The sequence below is a fragment of the Colwellia sp. MB02u-6 genome (assembly GCF_014077095.1).
GTDB lineage: Bacteria > Pseudomonadota > Gammaproteobacteria > Enterobacterales > Alteromonadaceae > Cognaticolwellia.
Window position 1 is genome coordinate 16,825 of the sequence record NZ_JACGVG010000015.1, and the last position, 23,511, is coordinate 40,335.

Genomic DNA, 23,511 nt, shown 5'->3' on the forward strand with positions numbered 1-23,511 from the left:
TTGGTAGCTTAATGTTTTATTAATTTTGCCTCGGTAATAGATAACATTTTGTTAAATTTTTTCACTATTACCAATCAATAATGACATTAATAAACTATAGAATTTTAAGTAGTTAACTTGAAGATTATTGAATTTTTTTAAAATCAATAAATATTAAATACTTTATATTCAAAAAATTATGCGTCAAAGGTATTGCTTAAAATCATATGTACTTAACCTAATAATGGTTTAATTCAATTTTAAACATATTATTGAATATTATGTTGAGATTTCACCCAAACGTTTAGGAGTAATAAAAGCTGTTCATGGTCAATAGGTTTAGACATATAGTCATTTGCTCCCGCATCAAGACACATTTGTTTATCTTCTGCTTGAGCTTTAGCCGTAAGCGCGATTATTGGAATATTATTTATTTTATTATCTTTTCTAATTTCTCTCATCGCTTCATAACCATCCATTACTGGCATCATTATATCCATAAGAATAATATCAAATTTATTTTTAGTATTTTTAAGCAGTACTAACGCCTCTCGACCATTTTGAGCTGAAGTTATATCTAATCCCTTACCTTCGAGCACAGAAGAAAGGGCATATAAGTTTCTAATGTCGTCATCTACCATCAATATTTTCTTACCTTCTAGCCCTATATCAGTATCCATTGCCTGGGTAAGGAGTTGCTGATTATCCTTATTTAAAGTGCTTTTTGCACGATGCAAGAATAAGGATACTTCTTCTATCAGCCTTGCATTTGAAGAGGCTGTTTTTATGACAACTGTATCGCTCTGTTCTCTAATTTTAATCAGCTCAGTACTCGTTAAATCTCTTGGTGCATAAATAATAATAGGTAAATTTATATTTTTTCCTGAGATTAAATCTAAAAGTTTAAAACAATTCATATCAGCCAGATTAATATCCACAATTACACAGCTGTATTTATTACTTATTAATTCTTTTAATCCATTCTTCGGCGTACCAACGGTTTTGACAGAAATATTTTTGTCCGTTAAAAGTGCCTCTAAGTATTCAGATTGTAATTGATCGTCTTCGATTATTAGGATGTGTTTTTCTTTGTCTTGACTAAATTCTACCAAATTAATGAGCAGTTTATTAAGTTCATTTATTTGAATAGGCTTTTTAATAAAATCAATAGCTCCTAATTTCTTAGCTATTGTAAGTGGCTCAGTACAAGATAAAATTTTAATAGGGATATGTCGTATATTTATATCCGATTTCAAAATCCTGAGTACTTCCATACCGTTTAAAATGGGCAACATAATATCAAGTATAATGGCAGTAGGCATATATTCCCTAACCATGAATATAGCTGCGTTTCCATCCGAAACGACTATCGCTTTATACCCTAGCTTATGGATTTCTTCTACAACGATATTGACAAATTTTTTGTCATCATCAATAACTAAAATAACGTTATCGTGATTTTTTATTTTTTCTCTATCATCAAATATTAACGTTTGTTCTTCTATTTTCAGGATATTCGACACTTTATTTTCATATGCAACATGTTCTATTAGCCGGTCATCAATTAAATTAGTATCAATTTTAATTGGAAGAAATATAGAAAAAGACGACCCTTTGTTCACAATTGACTTCACAACAATTCGACCACCTAACAGAGCCGTTAACTCTTTCGAGATACTAAGGCCTAATCCTGTACCACCATATTGTCTACTTGTACCTCCATCTGCTTGTTTAAAGGCTTCAAAAACAAGACCTATATTTTTTTCTTCAATACCGATGCCATTATCAACGACTGAAATAACAATAGGTCTAAGTTCTTTATCTTTCTCTGCATTAGTTGTGACCTCAATTGAAATGCTGCCTTTATTACCAGTGAACTTAATAGCATTGGAGAGGAAGTTTCTAAGGACCTGAGTTAATTTAATTTTATCACTTGAAAAAGCTCTTAGAGCAGAAGCATCTATGGTTGATTCTAGTTGGATATTTTTAGCTTCTGCTTGAGGCATAAAAAGTTCTTTAAGCTCGTATAATAAAGAACTTACGTTTACCTCTTCAATATTAAGCGTCATAAGATTAGCTTCTATCTTAGATAAATCTAAAATATCATTGATCAAACTCAACAGGCTGCTACCTGCATCGTATATGGTTGACGCTTGTTTGTTTAATTTGCTTGGTTCGATGTCTTTGACTTTAGAGAGTGAACTTGAAAGCAGTAACATTGAGTTGAGTGGTGTTCTGAGTTCATGTGACATATTTGCTAAAAACTCAGATTTATAACGGTTGGCATCTTCTAAATCCTTAGCTCTTTGGTTCACTTCAACTTGTGCTAACTCTAAGTCACTATTTTTTACTTCCAGTTCGTAACGCTGCAAGTCCATAGATTGACGTTGCTCTTCTAGCTCATTATTTTGTGACTTCAGTTTAAGTGATTGTTCCTCTAACTCTACTGATTGGGTTTGAGATTGAACTAGAAGATTACTGGTGGCGCTTGCTTGTATAGAAACATAAAGCGAGCCAGCGAGTGTAATTAGGGCCGAATCAATATATTCAAGTATTATTGCGTTGAATTTTTCATATGAAGCGACTTCAACTACACCAATAAGCTCTTCTTTAAAAACAAGAGGATAGGTATAAACGTTTAATGCTTTAGCTTTAGTTGTTCCACTTTGAATAGTAGATACATCTGGAACATTCGTTAATAGAATAGGTTTTTTTTCATAAGCGACTTGGCCTACAACTCCTTCTCCTAATTTAAAAACATTGGCAACATCATCTCTTTTTACGTAAGCATAAGAGCCTTTAAGATTTAAAATTTCATTTTCTTTATCATAAATGTAGAGTGCTCCTATGCCAGCATTGACATAACGCGATACTTCTTTAATTGAAGTTTCAATTTGATCGACCAATTTATCATTGTCTAACACTCGAGTGTTGAGTAGCGATACGCCATCTTTAACCCAGTTTTGGTTTTTATTTTCCTCGTCAGCTGCATAAAGCACATTAATCATTCTGTTGATATTATTTTTCAACTCAAGAAATTCTCCCTTTGTGTCAATATCGATTAAACGAGTGAGATCTCCTGTGGCAACCGCGGTTACCACCTCGGTTATGTTTCTTACCTGAACAGTAAGATTATCAGCCATACCATTCACGTTATTAGTTAATTTAAGCCAGGTACCCGACACACCTTCAACTTTCGCTTGTCCACCAAGAATACCATCTGTACCTACGTCTTTAGCAACACGGGTTACCTCTGAAGAAAAAGCATTCAGCTGTGCAACCATCTTATTAATGGTCCCTTTAAGCTCAAGGATCTCTCCCTTGGCTTCCACAGTGATCATTGTTGTTAAATCACCGTTAGCAACGGCCGTAGTCACCTCCGCTATGTTTCTTACCTGAGCAGTCAGGTTATCCGCCATACCGTTAACATTATTAGTCAAGTCAAGCCAAGCACCAGAGGCTCCCTCAACTTTCGCTTGTCCGCCAAGAATACCCTCTGTACCCACGTCTTTAGCAACACGGGTTACCTCTGAAGAAAAAGCGTTAAGCTGTGCAACCATCTTATTAATGGTTCCTTTTAGTTCGAGGATCTCCCCCTTAGCTTCAACAGTGATCATTTTTGTCAAATCACCGTTAGCAACAGCTGTAGTCACTTCAGCTATGTTTCTTACCTGAGCGGTCAGGTTATCCGCCATACCATTAACATTATTAGTTAAATCAAGCCAAGCACCAGAGGCCCCTTCAACTTTTGCCTGCCCACCTAGAACACCATCATTACCCACTTCCTTGGCAACACGCGTTACTTCTGAAGAAAAAGCATTAAGCTGCTCAACCATGGTATTGATAGTACCTTTAAGTTCAAGGATCTCTCCTTTGGCTTCAACAGTGATTTTTTTCGTTAAATCTCCATTAGCAACAGCTGTAGTCACTTCAGCTATGTTTCTTACCTGAGCAGTCAGGTTATCCGCCATACCATTAACATTATTAGTTAAATCAAGCCAAGCACCAGAGGCTCCTTCAACTTTCGCTAGCCCACCTAGCACACCCTCAGTGCCGACGTCTTTGGCAACACGGGTTACCTCTGAAGAAAAAGCATTAAGCTGTGCAACCATCTTATTAATGGTACCTTTAAGTTCAAGGATCTCTCCCTTGGCTTCCACAGTGATCATTGTTGTTAAATCACCGTTAGCAACGGCCGTAGTCACCTCTGCAATGTTTCTTACCTGAGCAGTTAGGTTATCCGCCATACCGTTAACATTATTAGTTAAGTCAAGCCAAGCACCAGAAGCTCCTTCAACTTTCGCCTGCCCACCTAGCACGCCCTCAGTGCCAACATCCTTAGCAACACGAGTTACCTCTGAAGAAAAAGCATTAAGTTGTTCAACCATGGTATTGATAGTACCTTTGAGTTCAAGGATCTCACCTTCGGCTTCAACAGTGATCTTTTTTGTTAAATCACCATTTGCAACGGCCGTTGTTACCTCAGCAATGTTCCTGACTTGAGCAGTAAGGTTATCCGCCATACCGTTAACATTATTGGTTAAATCAAGCCATGTTCCCGCTACACCTTCCACTTTCGCTTGTCCACCCAGAATACCGTCTGTTCCAACATCCTTAGCAACACGGGTCACCTCAGAAGAAAAAGCGTTAAGCTGTGCAACCATCTTATTAATGGTTCCTTTTAATTCGAGGATTTCTCCCTTCGCTTCAACGGTGATCATTTTTGTCAAATCACCGTTAGCAACAGCTGTAGTTACTTCAGCTATGTTTCTTACCTGAGCGGTAAGGTTATCCGCCATACCATTAACATTATTAGTTAAATCAAGCCAAGCACCAGAAGCCCCTTCAACTTTCGCCTGCCCACCTAGAACACCTTCAGTGCCGACGTCTTTAGCAACACGAGTTACCTCTGAGGAAAAAGCATTAAGCTGTTCAACCATGGTATTGATAGTGCCTTTAAGTTTAAGAATTTCTCCTTTGGCTTCAACAGTGATCTTTTTCGTTAAATCTCCATTTGCAACGGCCGTTGTTACCTCCGCAATATTCCTCACCTGGGCGGTCAGGTTATCTGCCATACCGTTAACATTATTTGTTAATTCTAACCAGGTACCTGAAACACCTTCAACTTTCGCTTGACCACCAAGCACACCTTCATTACCCACTTCCTTAGCAACACGAGTTACCTCTGAACAAAAAGCATTAAGCTGTTCAACCATAGTGTTGATAGTACCCTTAAGTTCAAGCATCTCACCTTTGGCTTCAACAGTGATTTTTTTTGTTAAATTACCCTTAGCAACAGCCGTTGTCACCTCTGTAATGTTTCTCACCTGAGCGGTCAGGTTATCAGCCATACCATTAACATTATTAGTTAACTCTAGCCAGGTACCCGAAACCCCCTCAACTTTTGCTTGCCCACCAAGTACCCCTTCTGTTCCAACATCTCTAGCAACACGGGTTACTTCTGAAGCGAAGGTTGCAAGTTGATCTACCATAGTGTTAATCGTTGTTGCAATGTTCAAAAAGTCGCCACTAATTTCATAATTATCTATTTTAGTACGCATTTTTGTATTTAACTTGCCAATGGCAACGCTATTAATAACTGTGGCAATTTCTTCAATTGGAGTAGATAAGGACTCGAGTATTAAATTTACATTAGCAATAATGTCAAACCACTTTCCGCAGACTTCATCAACATCGAGCCTTGAATCAATTTTGCCCTTTTCTGTAATAGAGTGCTGAACTCTTAGGATATGGCGTGAGATTCTATCGTGATGCTTAACCAATAAATTATATTTTTCATAGAATGTTTTAAAGTCATTATCTTTAATGGCAGTTTCATCAATTTTTTCGTAACTACCGTCTTCTAAAGAAGTCATTATTTTAATGTTAGTATTTATATGGGATTTTGTGTTGGCTGTTATATCTTTTAAAATGCTTGTTATTTTGTTGTACTTTTCATCTTGAAAAGGTTCAAAACGCTTTTTATCAAAATCTACTCGGTTCTCAGCAAAACTACTAAGTACATTGACTAACTCATTATAATAATCATTATCTATCCACATTTTATAACCTCTTTACAACACTGGCATATCAGTTTTATAACAGGAAACAGATTCATAACATTGTTGTCATATTAAATTTCATATTAGTCATAAACGCTCATTATATTCTTATTAGAGCTAACTAATTTCATCAAGATTTATAATTCGTTCCGTCTAAATCACTGAGTCCTTGATATAATTTACTACTATGTCACGTAGCAAAAATTTATGTTTGTAAATAATCCCAAAGTACTTTATATACTAAATCCTGTCTCAAATGTACTTTCAGATGCACAAATTTAGCCTAACTATTAATTTAATCCAGTTCATTTATTTGGTTTGACTATTATTCTAAACTTTTTGTGATGAGAATTTCTTTATCAGCCTAAACTAAATTATTGGCTCACTTTTTTTAGATTTTCTTCATGTTTTTTTGAATAACGTTATTAAGTAAGCATAAATCATTCAAGATTATTTTACTTCTATCATCTGAATTAAAAATAAAATACGCAATATTGAGCTTGTTCTTAAAAATTTTGTTGGATCCAAGTAAAATCGACGGTGCCCCTGATGTATTCTAATTTTGAACCTTTCAGCTTCAGACTAATATGATGAGTCTGAATTAGATAATACCCGATAATTTTTACATAATATTTGTAAAATTTAAATTCAATTCTGAATTTTCGGTTTATTCCGGTTTTTCTGAATATAGATCAGGTAAATATTATAGTCAACTCATTGATGTAAATAACAAGACGTATTCTATTTTTAAAAAAGGCTGTTTAAAACATCAGGAATGGGAATGCATCGTAAACTACTAATTACTGGTATTAATAAGTACACAATACTTGGTGTGTTGAATCACTTGGTGTGTTGAATCACTTGGTGTGTTGAATCACTTGGTCTATCTAATTTACGCTTTTGATAACTATAATAGTTATTGCTTTTTACACCCAATATTCGGCACATAATTACCACAGGCCAGATCTTCTTATGATGGGTAATAAACGAATATTTTACTTCGTTTCATTTGCAAAGAAGACCGTCGCTTTTTTTAATATCTCACGCTCGATCTCTAAGGGCTTTACTTGGGCTTTTAATTTACGTATTTCTTTTCCTTGTATAGGGTTACGAGCCACTCAAGCTGGCGCGTCTATAATAAGTAACGTCTTATAAGGGCGTTTCTTTATGAATCATACTACCTTTTACTTCGCCTTTTAAGTAGTTAATACGCCCCTCCCAACGACTAGTTACCTCTTAGGCACCCTCCATAGATCACTTTTAATTACATGTTTCAATAAGCGCCTTGATATTCCATGTTCTTTGTATTTTCGTCCCCCTATTGAAGAGCCTAACCCTATATAAACAATCTCTTGATGTTCATTGATTAGAGCGTAAACACCACCAAGATCATGATAAGGCACAGCTCAATTGTATTTCCAAAGAGGCGAAGTCGTTTCGTCAGGACACCACCAATGCCTCTTAAAAAATTCTTCCGTATGGAATAATAGTTCTGATAAATGTGCCATAGATTCCCTGAAAACATAACGCTTTGGTAAGCGGCATAAAATGGTTGGCTATACTTGCGAAGAATGAGCACGGCCAACTTGTTTTATGTCCGTTTGAGCAACTTGTTATGCTATTGGCTACACGTACCTTTTATAGCCATGTCTAATTTCGATATTTCTTTTTTCCCTTTCTTTTCATCGACTAGTTCCACACCAGCACCACCAACAAAAACACCCATTTTGATATATTGGCTTACGAAATAATTTTTACCTTTTTCCGTTTGCACAATTAGATCGTTTGGTGAGAATTCTGATTATGTTGAAACCTTGTGCTCACTATCAGCATTTATTTCTTCATAAAAAAACATATTCGGGGCTGTTTCGCCAATACATTTTCCGTCCAACCAGACATCTTTTTTCAATACTCCACCAAAACTTCCTGATCTATAAACATATAAACCAGCCATACCTTCAGATGGCGAGTTAAACTGTTTTGCTTGTTCACTCTTTTCTTTTGACTCCATTGGCACACTAGTACACCCGCCCATTAGTGACGCAGTGACTAAAACAGCAGCTAAAATTTTATTCATTTTATTTCCTTTTTGTAATTATGAGCTTCAAATGCTCGGTTAAATTTAAATAGCATAACAGCTTATTATGGAGACTTCTCAGCAATGTTCATCCCATAATCTTTAATTAATCCTTATTAATATCCCATAATTTCAAGGCTTTAGAAAAGATAAATGTTTTATTTTTATCATAACTGGGATATTACTGAGAAGTCTCAGTAATATGCATAAATTATTTATTAGAAAATATACGGCAAATAATTTGTGACTTATGTCTTCAATGCGCACAAAGGTAACATTAGCATTTTTATGACGAACGACCACTTTTTGGCTTTTCCGACTGTCAGTCTTGATCAAAACCTATAAAGCCAAGGTGGTAGTTTAAGTTTGAGCTAATACCCATAAATGTCCGCTACGACGACCAGTCACCAACATCCACTTGCCTTGTGTTCATTTATGTCGCCATTAATGCTATCTTCACCGAATGCACAACCCTCAAAAAATCTATATTGACGAATAAACAATCAATATCATCAATGTAAAGTCTATTAGATTTCGGGGTGTTAAATTTTTTCTCTAGGCTGTTTATAACCCCCTGTACTTAAAAATATGCTGACTTAATATGATCTAGTTTTATCAAGGAACTTAATTTGGATATCAATACGGCAAAATCAGTTTTACAAAACACCTTTGGTTACGCTGACTTTCGCCATCAACAAGCAAATATCATTAGTGAATTAATCAGTGGCACCGATGTTTTCACCCTGATGCCAACGGGTGGCGGTAAATCATTATGTTATCAAATACCGGCGATAGTTTTAGATGGTGTTGGTATCGTTGTATCGCCACTGATCGCTTTAATGAAAGATCAAGTCGATGCCTTAAAGCTGCAAGGGGTGAAAGCTGAATTCTTAAATTCATCACAAGATTATGAAGAACAAAGGCGTGTAGAGCAGCTAATAATGTCAGGTAACATCGACTTGTTATATGTTGCGCCTGAAAGATTATTAGGTGATTATTTTCTTAGCCTTATTGATAAAGTCACTATTGCATTATTTGCCTTTGACGAGGCTCATTGTGTTTCGCAATGGGGCCATGATTTTAGACCTGAATATCAAAAACTTTCCATCATAGGTCATAGATACCCAAACACGCCTAAAATTGCCTTAACCGCTACCGCTGATATGAAAACCCGAGATGAAATCGTTCAGGTTTTAAATTTAACAGGCGCTAAAACTTTTATACACAGTTTCGACCGACCTAATATTCAGTATAGGATTAGTGAACAGAAAAATAGCAAAGAAAAGCTGCTGCAGTTTATTAATGCCGAGCATACCAATGATGCGGGTATTGTTTATTGTCTGTCGAGAAAGTCGGTAGAAACAACCGCCCAGTGGTTATCTGAACAAGGCAAAGTTGCCCTGCCCTATCATGCTGGTTTAGCCAGTTATATTAAAGATAATAACCAACAGCGGTTCCTTAGAGAAGATGGCATTATTATTGTAGCCACCATTGCCTTTGGTATGGGCATTGACAAGCCCGACGTGCGATTTGTTGCACATTTAAATTTACCTAAAAGTATCGAGGCCTATTATCAAGAAACTGGACGAGCCGGTCGAGATGGTATGCCAGCTAACACTTGGTTAGCTTATGGTATGCAAGATGTGATTAAACTGAAACAAATGGCCAGTCAAAGTGATGGCAATGAACAGTTTAAATATCTCACACAGCGCAAAATAGATGCCTTACTGGGTTATTGTGAAGTTAGCTCATGCCGCAGACAAGTGCTATTAAATTATTTTGGTGAAACATTAACAGAACCTTGTGGTAATTGTGATAACTGTTTGAATCCTCCTCTGACTTGGGATGGCACAAGTGCCGCTAGAAAAGCGCTATCTACGGTTTATAGAACAGGCCAAAGGTTTGGCGTTGGCCATCAAATTGATGTACTTACTGGTAAAAAAACACCAAAAATAACCAGCCTTAACCACGATAAACTCTCAACCTATAATATTGGTAGCGAACTTACTGGAACTGAATGGCAAACGGTATTTAGACAGCTTATTTCAATGGGCTATTTAGCCGTTGAAATGGATTATGGCGTGTTAAAATTAACCGAAAAAGCACGACCTCTATTAAAAGGTGAATGTACGATACAACTTAAAGTACAAAAGTATAAAAAATCAAAACAAACTCAACCCTCAAAACCCGCTATTGAGAGTGATTTATCCTCAGAAGAACAAGCTAACTTTGAAAAACTTAGGCAACAAAGAGCCTTATGGGCTAAAGAAAAAGGTGTGCCATCATTTGTTATTTTTCATGATGCTACCTTGATGGATATAGCACAAAGAAATCCCAAAAATTCAAATCAACTGTTAGAGGTTAATGGCATAGGTAAAACAAAGCTTGAGCTTTATGGTGCACAAATTATTGCGCTATTAGACTAGGCAGTTAACTAGGTAATATTGTTAGTTGAGCGGGTAATGCAATGGCACTGAACCTTAGGCAACCAACTAAAGAGATGATATTTCATAATGATAGAGGCTCAGAATATACGAGTCATCTTGTTCAATAGCAGCTAAAGAATAACCATATTACTGCCTCGATAAGTGACTCTGTTGCGTGTTGGGATAACGCTGTAGTTGAGCAGTTCTTTGGTAGTTTGAAAATGAATGGCTATTAGGTCTTTATCATTCAACACCCTATGGTATAAAAGAAGATGTTGATGCTTATCAGATATTATCATCAGATCAAGTTACATACATCAAACGGCGACTGCTCTAAAATTGACTTGAACAGTCCACAATAAATGTGTCTTATGCCGCTTGACGATAACCAATACCTAACGATTAAACATAAACAAACTATCGAGTGATATTTTTAATTAAATTGATTCTATCCAACCAAATTTATCTTCACGGGTGCCATATTGAATGCCGGTTAATTCATCATGTAAACGCTTAGCAACTTCTCCCGCTTGATTATTATTAATAACGTACTCTTTACTTTTAAAACTAAGTTTCCCAACAGGAGCTATAACCGCTGCAGTACCACAACCAAAAACTTCGGTTATTTTTCCACTGTCAATATCCGCTAATATTTGTTCAATATCTAAACGCTGCTCAGATATTTCATAGCCAAGTGTGGGGGCTAATTTTAAAATAGAATCACGCGTAATTCCAGGTAAAATACTGCCGCTAAGTGATGGTGTATAGATATGTGTGCCTTCATAAACAAAGCATATATTCATAGCACCCACTTCTTCTATAAAACGACCTTCAATGGCGTCTAACCATAAAACTTGTGAGTAACCCAACTTAATAACGTCTTCAGAGGCATAAAGGCTTGCAGCATAATTGCCACCGGTTTTAGCTTCACCGACACCACCTTTAACGGCGCGACGATACTCGTCAGCCACATAAACAGAAATAGGACTTAAGCCTTCTTTAAAGTAAGAACCTGCGGGACCAGCAATAATAAAATGGGTATAACTTGAACTCGCACCCAGGCCAAGTTTAGGGCTAGTCGCAATCATCGTTGGACGGATATATAAAGAAGAGCCTTCTTTATCAGGTACCCAATTTTGATCAAGATTGACTAATGATTTAATCGCCTCTAGATGAAAGTCTTCCTCAATTTCAGGCATAACCATACGCTTGGCTGAGCGATTAAAACGTTTAACATTTTCTTGGGGGCGAAATAAATTAATACCGCCACTTGGTTTCCGATACGCTTTTAGCCCTTCAAATATTTCCTGACTATAGTGAAAAACAGCGGCTGACGGTGCAAGTAATAAGGAATGATAAGGACTGATCAGTGCATCATGCCACCCCTTGCCTTCGTCAAATTCTTGGGTGAACATATGGTCAGAAAATGTTACACCAAAGCTGAACTCTTCAGGACAAGATTGACGCTTTTCGGGCTTGAGAGGGTTAATTTTTATAGTCATTTTCTTCCTTTAATACCTATTTATTTAATTGTTCAACAATCAGCCGCTATTTAGAAAAATAAAGCTTTAGCTTGATTTACCATTACTTTTATCAGCGATAAACCAGCAGTGTTAGTTCAGTCAACGTAATTTTAACACGCTTGTTCTCTACATAGCATTAAGAAAGTTAGATATAGAACCGTGACAATGATACTGACGCGGTTAAGTTATAGACGAAATATAGCATGACAATCACTAAGTAGTCATGCCAAAATAACACTTTAAATGAACAACTATTGGCTTTAAACACCAAAAATTAATGCTAAATTGGTTATTATCTTTAACATTTAACAATTAATTAAAAACAAAGGCTGTAACACTTTATGCTTAATTTCACGCTAGACAAAATTGATATCGAGATATTAATGGCATTACAACTTGATGCTGGCATTTCAAATTTAGAATTAGCTGACAAGATCTCTCTCTCACCCTCTCCTTGTTCTAGGCGTGTAAAGTTATTAGAAAACGCAGGTTTTTTCCGTGGTAGAGTGACCTTATTAGATCCAAAAGCGGTTGGCTTACCCGTTAATGTCTTTATTCAAATAACATTAAGCAGGCAAGAAAAGAAAAACTTAGAAGTTTTTGAAAATAACATAAGCCAATTTTCTGAGGTAATGGAGTGTTATCTAATGGCGGGCGATTTTGATTACCTTATTCGAGTGGCCGTACCTGACCTCATGAGTTATCAAATATTTTTAGATAAAGTTACTGATATGGAAGGCATTAGCCTAATAAAAAGCAGTTTTTCACTTAAACAAATTTGCTATAAAACCGAGTTACCGTTAAAGCATTTAAATCTTGTTTAATATCTAAACCATTAATACTTTAGCCAATACAGCTAAATAGACAAATGCAATGATAATACCAATCTTACTAATTATCTGATCATTTTACTGGTTAAAATAACCAATTACTGCGTTATTTATTTAATCATTAGAACAAGCATTAAGATCAAAAAAGCCCACAAATAAGTAGGCTTTCAATCTAAGTGCTGGTTACATCATTTCAATAGCAATCGCAGTTGCTTCACCGCCACCGATGCATAACGAAGCAACACCTTTACTTAAACTTCTGTTTTTCAATGCATGGATTAACGTCACCATAATACGTGCGCCACTAGCGCCTAACGGGTGACCTAATGCACAAGCACCGCCATTAACATTCACTTTCTCAACATCTAAGTCTAAGGCTTTAATACCTAACATAGTCACCATAGCAAAGGCTTCGTTGATTTCAAACAAGTCAACATCAGCTACTGTCCAGTTAGCTTTAGCCAGAACTTTTTGCATCGCACCGACTGGCGCAACGGTAAATTCTTCAGGTTTTTGTGCGTTCGTCGCATGAGCAACTATCTTACACAAGGGTGTTAAACCCTGTTTTTGTGCTGTTGATAATTTCATCATCACTAAGGCAGCCGCGCCATCAGAAATAGAGCTTGAATTAGCAGCAGTAATGGTACCGTCTTTTTTAAACGCAGGACGTAAACTAGGAATTTTATCTGGACGAGCATTACCGGGTTGTTCATCAATATCAAATACTGAATCACCGCGGCGAGATTTAATCGTCACTGGTGAAATTTCATTAACAAATGCGCCATCAGCAATGGCAGCATTAGCACGTGCTAATGAACGAATAGCATAGGCGTCCATATCTTCACGAGTAAAGGCAGACTCATCAGCCGTTGTTTGTGCAAAACACCCCATGGCAATACCGTCGTAGGCATTTTCTAAACCGTCGGTCATCATGTGGTCAAGTACTAGGCCTTGACCCATTTTAATACCGGCTCTGCCTTTAGGTAATAAATGTGGTGCGTTTGTCATGCTTTCCATGCCACCAGCAACAGCAACATCAATAGAGCCAGCTAATAGAGCGTCATGTGCTTGCATAGCCGCTTTCATACCTGAGCCACAAACTTTATTAATAGTGGTACAGGCTGTTGATAAAGCTAAATCAGCTTCTAATGCCGCTTGACGTGCAGGTGCTTGTTTTAAGCCCGCAGGTAATACACAACCCATGATCACCTCATCAACTTGATCATTAGATAAATTAGCGGCCACCATAGCACCACGAATGGCAGTTGCACCTAAAGTGGTAGCACTAACTGCTGATAAGCCGCCCATAAAACCACCCATAGGGGTACGTTTTGCAGCAACGATAACGATTGGATCTTGAGTAGACATAGGGTTCTCCGATAAAGTGTTGTTTAACATTTGCTCGATATTTTTTCGACATTTGTTGGTTAGATAATTTTTCAATACTCGATAAGAATTACAAATTAGGTTAACGTAAATTTAGTTTTCACAAACGTAAAATTTATAAATTTTTAATATAATAACGCTAGTATTTACAAGACTTGCTATCGTTATTTAAAGCAAAATCATGCGCTCAGTTATGCTTTAAATAACACCATTGACTTAAACTGCGCACCGCTATTATCTATCATGTAAAAGCACTTCAGTTAGCTAACTTTACACTCGCACTTTACGTTAACGTAAACTTATTGTAAAGTATCCCATAAATAAAAAGCGCGTTAACTTAGAGCAACAAGAATGAGTAACCATAATGAGCGATAAGAACCCAATCACCTTCTCTATCGGCGAGTTAGCAAGAGAGTTTGATATTACCACCCGCAGTATTCGTTTTTACGAAGACCAAGGCCTGATACTACCAAATCGCAAAGGACAAACAAGAATATATAACCAGAGAGATAGAGTTAGACTAAGGTTAATTCTACGTGGTAAACGTTTAGGTTTTTCATTAGCAGAAACGGGTCGCTTGTTTGAGCTTTACGATGCTGACACTTCAAGTGCAACGCAATTAATACAAATCATGGAATTAATTTCCAACAAAAAGAACGACTTAAATCAGCAGTTAGAAGATATTAAGGCGGTGTTGATTGAATTAACTGGTTTAGAAAAAAATTGCCAAAATACCTTGGCGCTTATCGAAAAATGACCGTTAGTAAGTCAATAAGCAGCAATAGATAAAAGCGCTAAGTCGCGTAACAAATAAAGTAAAAGTTAACGTGATAATAAAAGCGTTAACACGACAAACCATTATTAAGGGTACTACTATGATTTCTACTTTCTCATCAATGAATTTTAACCTAGGTGAAACTGTTGACATGATCCGCACCACGGTGAACGCTTTTTCTCGTGATGAAATTGCCCCTCGTGCGGCACAGGTCGATAAAGATAACGAATTCCCCATGGACTTATGGCGTAAATTTGGCGACCTAGGTTTGTTAGGCATGACAGTAGATGAGCAATACGGTGGTTCTGGTTTAGGTTACTTAGCACACATGGTGGCTATGCAAGAAATCTCTCGTGCTTCTGCCTCTGTAGGCCTAAGTTATGGTGCCATGTCTAACCTTTGTTTAAACCAATTAAACAAAAATGGTAACCATGAACAAAAAGAAAAATATTTACCTAAACTTTGTTCAGGTGAACATATTGGTGCGCTAGCCATGTCAGAGCCAAACGCCGGCTCTGATGTAGTCAGTATGAAACTTACCGCTAAGAAACAAGGTGATAAATACATTCTTAATGGCAACAAAATGTGGATCACTAACGGTCCTGATGCCAATGTTTTTATTATCTATGCAAAAACTGATACTAGTGCAGGTTCTAAAGGTATTACTGCCTTTATCGTTGAACGTGACTATCCAGGTTTTTCACGTCATCAAAAATTAGATAAATTAGGTATGCGCGGCTCTAATACCTGTGAATTAGTCTTCCAAGATTGTGAGGTGCCCGCTGAAAACATTTTAGGCGGCGAAGGCAAAGGCGTTCGGGTATTAATGTCAGGCTTAGATTATGAACGCATCGTATTAACTGGCGGCCCGCTAGGTATTATGGACGCTTGTATGGACTTAGTTGTACCTTACATTCATGACAGAAAGCAATTTGGTCAAGCCATTGGTGAATTTCAATTAATTCAAGGAAAAATTGCCGACATGTACACCCAAATGAATGCGGCTAAATCTTATGCTTACTTGTGTGCAATGGCAGCCGATCGCGGTGAAACAACTCGTAAAGATGCCGCGGGTGTTATTTTATATTCAGCAGAACTAGCCACAAAAATGGCTTTAGACGCCATTCAATTACTTGGCGGCAACGGTTACATTAATGAATTCCCTGCTGGACGTTTGTTACGTGATGCTAAGTTATATGAAATTGGTGCTGGTACCTCAGAAATTCGCCGTATGCTAATCGGCCGCGAACTGTTTAACGAATCAGTTTAAAGCTCACTTTCGCTTTTTCGTTGCTAATGACGCGATTTCTACATAAAAACACCCAGATAGGCAACTATGCTAGGTGTTTTTTATTGCACTTGCGCTATTGGCTTCGAGATTAGCTCGATGCTCAAAAAAAGAACAAGCTATAAAATACTTCAGTGACTATTGCTATTGAATACTCATCACTCATTAAGCACAGATTTAATATTAGTGAATCGAAAACAATATCAATATGCGCTGACAAAGCAAGAGTTTAACAAAACATAAGGTTATACCGTGGCTAAGATAATATCAAAAATTAATCCCCGCAGCCCTGATTTCATCGAAAATGCTGCCCATATGCAACTACAAGTTGATGATTTAAAAGTTAAGTTAGAAGAGATCAAATTGGGTGGTGGTGAACGCAGTCGAGAACGTCATTTATCACGTGGTAAATTATTACCTAGAGATCGAGTTTATGCCCTACTCGACCCCGGCTCTGCATTTCTTGAATTATCACAATTAGCCGCCTTTAAAGTTTATGATGATAACGTTCCCGCTGCAGGTATCATCACAGGTATTGGCCGTGTGGGTGGTCAAGAATGTCTTATTATTGCCAATGACGCGACCGTAAAGGGAGGTACTTATTTCCCGTTAACGGTGAAAAAGCATTTGCGTGCCCAAGCTATCGCGCAAGAAAACAACTTACCTTGTATCTATTTAGTCGATTCAGGTGGTGCAAACTTACCGAATCAAGATGACGTTTTTCCGGATAAAGAACATTTTGGTCGTATTTTTTTCAACCAAGCCAATATGTCAGCGCAAAGCATTCCACAAATAGCGGTAGTGATGGGTTCATGTACCGCTGGTGGTGCTTATGTTCCAGCTATGGCTGACGAATCTATTATCGTAAAAGAACAAGGTACTATCTTCCTTGCAGGCCCGCCATTAGTTAAAGCCGCAACCGGTGAAGTAGTCAGTGCTGAAGATTTAGGTGGCGCTGATGTGCATTGTCGTACCTCAGGTGTTGCCGACCACTATGCGCAAAATGATCACCATGCTTTAGAAATTGCTCGTAGCGCTATTGGTAATTTAAATCGGGTTAAACCCGTACAAATGGCCATTAAAGAAGTTGTTGAACCCGCTTATGCCACAGAAGAAGTCTATGGCATTGTACCCAAAGACTCTCGTCAACCTTATGATGTGCGTGAAATTATCGCCCGTGTGGTTGACGGCAGTGAATTTGATGAATTTAAAGCGCTTTATGGCACCACCTTAGTTTGTGGCTTTGCCCGTATTTATGGTTACCAAGTCGGCATTATTGCCAATAATGGCATTTTGTTTGGCGAATCAGCACAAAAAGGCGCGCACTTTATTGAGCTGTGTGCCCAACGAAAAATTCCATTAGTATTTTTACAAAACATTACCGGTTTCATGGTAGGTCAACAATATGAAGCAGGCGGTATCGCAAAACATGGCGCAAAAATGGTCACCGCGGTTGCAACCGCACAAGTGCCTAAATTTACCATTTTAATTGGTGGTAGTTTTGGTGCAGGTAACTATGGCATGTGTGGCCGTGCTTACGACCCACGCTTTCTATTTATGTGGCCAAACTCGCGTATTTCAGTGATGGGTGGCGAACAAGCGGCTGGCGTATTAGCCCAAGTTAAACGAGATCAAAAAGATCTTCGTGGTGAACAATGGAGCGCAGAAGAAGAAGCAAACTTCAAACAACCCATCATCGATAATTACGAACATCAAGGTCATCCATATTATGCCTCAGCACGTTTATGGGACGATGGCGTGATTGACCCTGCCGATACGCGTCAAGTACTTGGTTTGGCCATTTCAGCATCACTTAATAAACCTATAAAAGAGACCAAGTTTGGTCTCTTTAGAATGTAAGGGGAAAATTGATGATGTTTTCATATAACCAAATAAAAAGTCCTAGTGAACAAGTATTGTTCGATGTTGATTGCCACGGCGTAGCAACGGTTACCTTAAATAATCCTGAAAAGCATAATGCCTTTGATGACAGTATTATTTTTGCACTAAATCAACTGTTTCAGGCAATAGCACAATGCCATGACATTAATGTCATGGTACTGGCGTCAACCGGAAAAAACTTTTCTGCTGGCGCTGATTTAGCTTGGATGCAGCGCATGGCATCTTACTCTTATGAAGAAAATTTATCGGACGCTAACGCCCTCGCCCAAATGTTGAAAAACCTTAACTTCTTACCACAGCCTACCATTGCTAAAGTGCAAGGTGCTGCCTTTGGCGGCGCTGTTGGGCTCGCAAGTTGTTGCGACATCGTTCTTGCCAGCGACAAAGCGAGTTTTTGTTTAAGTGAAGTAAAATTAGGCTTAATTCCTGCCACTATTAGCCCTTATGTGGTTAACGCGATCGGCCAGAAATCCAGCAGACGTTATTTTCAAACTGCTGAGCGATTTTTTGCTGACAAAGCACAGCAACTTGGTTTAGTCGATGAAATATACCCGTTAACCGCATTAGATAGCGCGGTTACTGAAATGGTAAACACACTATTAGCCAATGGGCCATTAGCCGTGCGACAAGCAAAGCAGCTAGCCTTTGATGTAGCTTACCAAGATATTGACGAAGCACTGATTAAAAACACCTGTGAGCGTATTGCAGCCATTCGTGTTTCCGCAGAAGGTCAAGAAGGCCTCACGGCATTTTTTGAAAAACGCCGACCTGCTTGGCAAGCCAAGTCAAAAACATCAACAAATAAAGGCGAAGGATAAAATTTATGTTTACTAAAATACTAATTGCCAACCGTGGTGAAATCGCTTGTCGTGTTATTAAAACCGCACGCAAAATGGGCATATTAACAGTCGCCGTTTATTCTGATGCTGATGCTGAATCATTGCACGTCAATATGGCCGATGAAGCGATCCATATTGGTGGCTCACCTTCACGCGAAAGTTACTTATTGTCAGAGAAAGTAATTGAAGCCGCGAAACGTACCGGCGCACAAGCTATTCATCCCGGTTACGGCTTTCTATCTGAAAATGCTGAATTTTGTCGTATGTGTACCAAAGAAGGTATTACCTTTATTGGCCCACCGGTTGCTGCTATTGAAGCTATGGGTTCAAAGTCTGCTGCTAAAAATATTATGGAGAAGGCCCAAGTGCCTTTAGTGCCAGGTTATCATGGTGATGACCAATCAGAGGCTGTAATCAAAAAAGCCGCTGATGATATGGGCTATCCGGTATTACTCAAAGCTACCGCTGGCGGCGGTGGTAAAGGTATGCGGCAAGTTTGGCATGAAAATGAATTTGCTGAAGGATTTGCCGCGGCTAAGCGCGAAGCAAAATCATCTTTTGGTGATGATAGAATGTTAGTTGAAAAGTACTTAACTCAACCTCGCCATGTTGAAATTCAAGTGTTTTGTGATAATCATCAAAACGCGGTTTATCTTTTTGAGCGCGACTGTTCAGTACAACGTCGTCATCAAAAAGTAATTGAAGAAGCGCCAGCCTTTAGTATGAGCGAAGAGCTACGTACCCAAATGGGTGAGTCAGCTATAAAATCTGCACAAGCTATTGGTTATCAAGGTGCTGGTACGGTTGAGTTTTTACTTGATGTTGACAGTTCATTTTACTTTATGGAAATGAATACTCGCTTACAAGTAGAGCACCCCGTGACTGAATTAATTACCGGTCAAGATCTGGTGGAATGGCAATTACGTGTTGCGGCAGGTGAAATATTACCTAAAGCTCAACACGAACTGAAAATTAACGGCCATGCTTTTGAAGCCCGTATTTACGCTGAAGATCCCAATAATGACTTTTTACCTGCCACTGGCATATTAGACTTTTTACAACCCCCCGTTGAAAGTGAATTTGTTCGTGTTGATACCGGTGTACGCCAGGGTGACGAAGTGAGCGTGTTTTACGATCCTATGATTGCAAAATTAATTGTTTGGGATGAAAGCCGTGAAAAAGCCTTACAGCGTCTAGCGAAAGCCTTGTCGGAGTATCGTATTAGTGGTGTAACAACCAATATTGATTTTCTTTATAACTTAGCCACTTGTGCGCCATTTGTTAATGCGGATATTGACACCAGTTTTATTGAAACAAACCAAGCAATAATATTTCATGACAACGAACAATCCCTTGCTGGCGAACTGCCAATGGCGGCGCTTTATTTAGTGTTGTCACAAGCAAAGCAAGCACGAGCAAAAGCCGCAAAAACCAACGACCCATTCTCACCTTGGAATATGACGAATGCCTGGCGCTTAAATGAAGCGAATATTCATCACATGGTATTAGCTCATAATGGCACAGAATACCCGATTATAGTCGAGCAAAAACGTCAAGGTAGTGGTAGTTATTACTTAATCTCGGTTGATGGCCAAACCGTTGACTGCCAAGGTCGTATTGAAAACGAGACTTTATACGCCAGTATTGACGGCTACCGCAGTCATGCAACGATTGCAAAAAATGCTAACCAAATTAGCCTTTTTCATCAAAATGGTGTGTTTAATTTTATTCATATATTGCCTGACTGTGGCGACAATAGTACTGATGATAACCATGGTGGCTTGGTTGCGCCCATGAACGGCACCATGGTGTCAGTATTAATAAAAGCCGGTGATAATGTGATTGCAAATCAACCCTTGATGATCATGGAGGCAATGAAGATGGAACATACCATTCGCGCGCCAAGTAATGGTGTTGTAGATGCTCTATATTATAAAGATGGTGATATGGTTGACGGCGGTGCTGAATTAATTGCCTTTACCGCAGAGGAGGCATAATGACTGATATTGCTCAATTTTCATTACCAAATTCAGTAAAAATAGTTGAAGTGGGGCCACGCGATGGTCTACAAAATGAAAAGCTACAGATTAGCGCAGAAGATAAAATAGCGTTAATTGAAAGGTTAGCCGACGCCGGTGTCAGCTACATTGAAAGCGGCAGTTTTGTCTCACCTAAATGGGTGCCACAAATGGCCACTTCTAGTGATGTTTTCAAAGGGATTAAGCGCAAAAGCGGTGTTACATACGCCGCATTAACGCCAAATATGAAAGGCTTTGAAGCAGCAATGGCGGTGAATGCCAATGAAATCGCTATTTTTGGCGCGGCATCAGAAGCCTTTAGTCAGAAAAATATTAATTGCTCGATTGATGAAAGTTTGCAACGTTTTGAATCCATTATGCAAGCGGCAAAAGCCGCTAACATTCGTGTGCGTGGCTATGTGTCTTGTGTCGTTGGTTGTCCTTACGATGGTGATATTGCAGCAGAACAAGTAGCAGAAGTGGCAGAAAAGTTATATAAAATGGGCTGTTACGAAATATCACTTGGCGACACTATTGGTGTTGGTACGCCAGCCAGTGTCCAAAAAATGTTACAGGCTGTTAGTGCTAAAGTCCCCGTTGATAAGTTGGCTGTGCACTTTCATGATACCTATGGACAGGCTTTGACCAACATTTACGCGGCGCTTGCTATGGGCGTAAAGGTAGTCGATAGTGCTATTGCAGGTCTTGGTGGTTGCCCATATGCTAAGGGGGCATCAGGCAATGTCGCCACTGAAGACGTGTTATATATGCTCAATGGCTTAGGTATAAAAACTAATATTGATTTTGAAAAATTACTGGCTGCAGGATGGTTTATTAGCGACAAATTAGGCAAGGCGCCGTTATCAAAAGTCTCGATAGCCTGTCGTGCAAAATAATCTAAGATATAAACTAAAAAGTTAACTAAAGAATTACCTGGCGTTGATCGTGAGCATTACCTAGATCAGCGAATAAAATATAAATTAAACATTAATATTGAGGAGCAAATAATGGCAGGATTTGACAAAGTAGTGTCAAGCTATGAAGAAGCAATGGCCGGTCTTAAAGACAATATGACCGTAATTGCTGGTGGTTTTGGTTTATGTGGTATTCCTGAAAATTTAATACGCGAAATTCAGCGTAAAGGTACTAAAGGCTTAACCCTGGTTTCAAATAACTGCGGTGTAGACGATTTTGGTCTTGGCATTTTACTGCCTAACCGTCAAATCAAAAAAATTATTGCCTCTTACGTTGGTGAAAATGCTGAGTTTGAACGTCAGATGATGAACGGTGAGCTCGAAGTTGAATTGACACCACAAGGCACCTTAGCAGAGAAAATGCGTGCTGGCGGTGCTGGTATTCCGGCTTTCTTTACAGCGACAGGCTATGGCACACCAGTAGCTGAAGGCAAAGAAGAACGCGAGTTTGATGGTCGGCATTACATTTTAGAACCGGCAATTAAAGGCGATTTTGCTATTGTAAAAGCATGGAAAGCCGATCGTTATGGCAACTTAGTGTTTAGAAAAACCGCGCGTAACTTCAATCCTATGGCGGCAACCGCAGGTAAAATAACCGTAGTAGAAGTAGAAGAGATTGTGGAACCAGGCGAATTAGACCCTGATCACATTCATACGCCAGGCATTTATGTTAATCGCTTAATCTTAGGTACATTTGAAAAACGCATTGAACAGCGCACTGTTCGTAGCGACTCAGAATAATCAGTGTTAGTAAGGAGTAATTTATGGCTTTAACAAGAGAACAACTAGCACAGCGGGTAGCACAAGAATTACAAGACGGGTACTACGTTAACTTAGGTATAGGTATTCCAACCTTAGTGGCAAACTATATTCCTGAAGGGATCGAAGTCATGCTGCAGTCTGAAAACGGCTTACTAGGCATGGGACAATTTCCCACCGAAGCAGAAATTGACGCCGATCTGATCAATGCGGGTAAACAAACAGTGACAATGGCAAAAGGCGCATCAATTTTTGATTCAGCACAATCATTTGCCATGATTAGAGGTGGTCACGTTGATTTAACCGTTTTAGGCGCCTTTGAGGTTGATATAAATGGTAATATTGCCTCTTACATGATCCCTGGTAAGTTAATTAAAGGTATGGGCGGTGCGATGGATTTAGTCGCCGGTGCAGACAATATTATTGTGACGATGACCCATGCCTCTAAACATGGTGTGTCTAAGTTGTTAAGTAATTGTACGCTGCCGTTAACCGGTAAAGGCTGTATTAAAAGAGTGTTAACTGATCTGGCTTTTATTGAAATAAAAAATGGTAAATTTTACTTATTAGAACGTGCACCTGGCGTGTCAGTCGCAGAAATAATATCATTAACTGAAGGTGAACTTGTTGTTGAAGGCGACGTGCCTGAGATGCAATTATAAAGTGATAACAA

General features: G+C 38.5%; 15 protein-coding genes. 10 read left to right on the forward strand and 5 right to left on the reverse strand.

Going from position 1 to position 23,511, the window contains the following annotated elements; genetic code table 11:
* Window positions 1-248: 248 nt before the first annotated feature.
* The 3 genes from H4J46_RS00340 to H4J46_RS16985 all read right to left on the reverse strand — a co-directional run bounded on the left by H4J46_RS00340 (window position 249) and on the right by H4J46_RS16985 (window position 8,118).
* Entirely contained in the window at window positions 249-6,041 is a 5,793-nt protein-coding gene (locus tag H4J46_RS00340; RefSeq protein ID WP_182231618.1) for a HAMP domain-containing protein, read from the reverse strand.
* A 1,618-nt stretch (window positions 6,042-7,659) separates the two neighbouring features.
* Window positions 7,660-7,815: a DUF2846 domain-containing protein gene (locus H4J46_RS16980; protein WP_259365615.1), complete on the reverse strand. Its 156-nt coding sequence runs from the start codon at window positions 7,813-7,815 to the stop codon at window positions 7,660-7,662.
* 27 nt (window positions 7,816-7,842) lie between these two features.
* Window positions 7,843-8,118 (reverse strand): DUF2846 domain-containing protein, encoded by a 276-nt coding sequence (locus tag H4J46_RS16985; RefSeq protein WP_259365616.1) that lies wholly within the window; start codon window positions 8,116-8,118, stop codon window positions 7,843-7,845.
* Window positions 8,119-8,747: 629 nt separating this feature from the next.
* On the opposite strand from H4J46_RS16985, the gene recQ reads away from it, so the two are divergent.
* Complete coding sequence (gene recQ, locus H4J46_RS00350) at window positions 8,748-10,544, forward strand: DNA helicase RecQ (protein WP_182231619.1); 1,797 nt, start codon at window positions 8,748-8,750, stop codon at window positions 10,542-10,544.
* A gap of 437 nt (window positions 10,545-10,981) precedes the next feature.
* Here recQ and H4J46_RS00355 read toward each other — a convergent pair whose 3' ends face one another.
* Window positions 10,982-12,046 (reverse strand): branched-chain amino acid aminotransferase, encoded by a 1,065-nt coding sequence (locus tag H4J46_RS00355; RefSeq protein WP_182231620.1) that lies wholly within the window; start codon window positions 12,044-12,046, stop codon window positions 10,982-10,984.
* Window positions 12,047-12,408: 362 nt separating this feature from the next.
* On the opposite strand from H4J46_RS00355, the gene H4J46_RS00360 reads away from it, so the two are divergent.
* Window positions 12,409-12,891, forward strand: coding sequence for an Lrp/AsnC family transcriptional regulator (locus H4J46_RS00360; RefSeq protein ID WP_182231621.1), 483 nt, complete (start codon window positions 12,409-12,411; stop codon window positions 12,889-12,891).
* A 189-nt stretch (window positions 12,892-13,080) separates the two neighbouring features.
* Here the strand turns inward: H4J46_RS00360 and H4J46_RS00365 are convergent, their stop codons facing one another.
* Window positions 13,081-14,265 carry an acetyl-CoA C-acyltransferase gene (locus tag H4J46_RS00365; RefSeq protein ID WP_182231622.1) on the reverse strand — a complete coding sequence of 395 codons (1,185 nt, stop codon included), beginning with the start codon at window positions 14,263-14,265 and terminating at the stop codon, window positions 13,081-13,083.
* A gap of 382 nt (window positions 14,266-14,647) precedes the next feature.
* Here H4J46_RS00365 and H4J46_RS00370 point away from each other — a divergent pair, with 382 nt between their 5' ends.
* The 8 genes from H4J46_RS00370 to H4J46_RS00405 all read left to right on the forward strand — a co-directional run bounded on the left by H4J46_RS00370 (window position 14,648) and on the right by H4J46_RS00405 (window position 23,500).
* Entirely contained in the window at window positions 14,648-15,040 is a 393-nt protein-coding gene (locus tag H4J46_RS00370) for a MerR family DNA-binding transcriptional regulator (RefSeq protein WP_182136398.1), read from the forward strand.
* A 118-nt stretch (window positions 15,041-15,158) separates the two neighbouring features.
* On the forward strand, window positions 15,159-16,328 hold the full coding sequence (locus H4J46_RS00375) for an isovaleryl-CoA dehydrogenase (RefSeq protein WP_182231623.1): 1,170 nt from the start codon (window positions 15,159-15,161) through the stop codon (window positions 16,326-16,328).
* A gap of 270 nt (window positions 16,329-16,598) precedes the next feature.
* On the forward strand, window positions 16,599-18,206 hold the full coding sequence (locus tag H4J46_RS00380) for a carboxyl transferase domain-containing protein (protein ID WP_182136396.1): 1,608 nt from the start codon (window positions 16,599-16,601) through the stop codon (window positions 18,204-18,206).
* A gap of 11 nt (window positions 18,207-18,217) precedes the next feature.
* Window positions 18,218-19,066 (forward strand): enoyl-CoA hydratase/isomerase family protein, encoded by an 849-nt coding sequence (locus H4J46_RS00385; RefSeq protein WP_182231624.1) that lies wholly within the window; start codon window positions 18,218-18,220, stop codon window positions 19,064-19,066.
* Window positions 19,067-19,071: 5 nt separating this feature from the next.
* On the forward strand, window positions 19,072-21,084 hold the full coding sequence (locus tag H4J46_RS00390) for an acetyl/propionyl/methylcrotonyl-CoA carboxylase subunit alpha (protein ID WP_182231625.1): 2,013 nt from the start codon (window positions 19,072-19,074) through the stop codon (window positions 21,082-21,084).
* Window positions 21,084-22,001, forward strand: coding sequence for a hydroxymethylglutaryl-CoA lyase (locus H4J46_RS00395; protein ID WP_182231626.1), 918 nt, complete (start codon window positions 21,084-21,086; stop codon window positions 21,999-22,001). Before H4J46_RS00390 ends, H4J46_RS00395 begins: the two co-directional genes overlap by 1 nt.
* A 111-nt stretch (window positions 22,002-22,112) precedes the next feature.
* The gene (locus tag H4J46_RS00400) at window positions 22,113-22,820 is read left to right on the forward strand and encodes a CoA transferase subunit A (RefSeq protein WP_182231627.1); all 708 of its coding nucleotides are present in this window, start codon (window positions 22,113-22,115) and stop codon (window positions 22,818-22,820) included.
* 23 nt (window positions 22,821-22,843) lie between these two features.
* Window positions 22,844-23,500 (forward strand): 3-oxoacid CoA-transferase subunit B, encoded by a 657-nt coding sequence (locus H4J46_RS00405; RefSeq protein ID WP_182231628.1) that lies wholly within the window; start codon window positions 22,844-22,846, stop codon window positions 23,498-23,500.
* The last annotated feature ends 11 nt before the right edge of the window (window positions 23,501-23,511 follow it).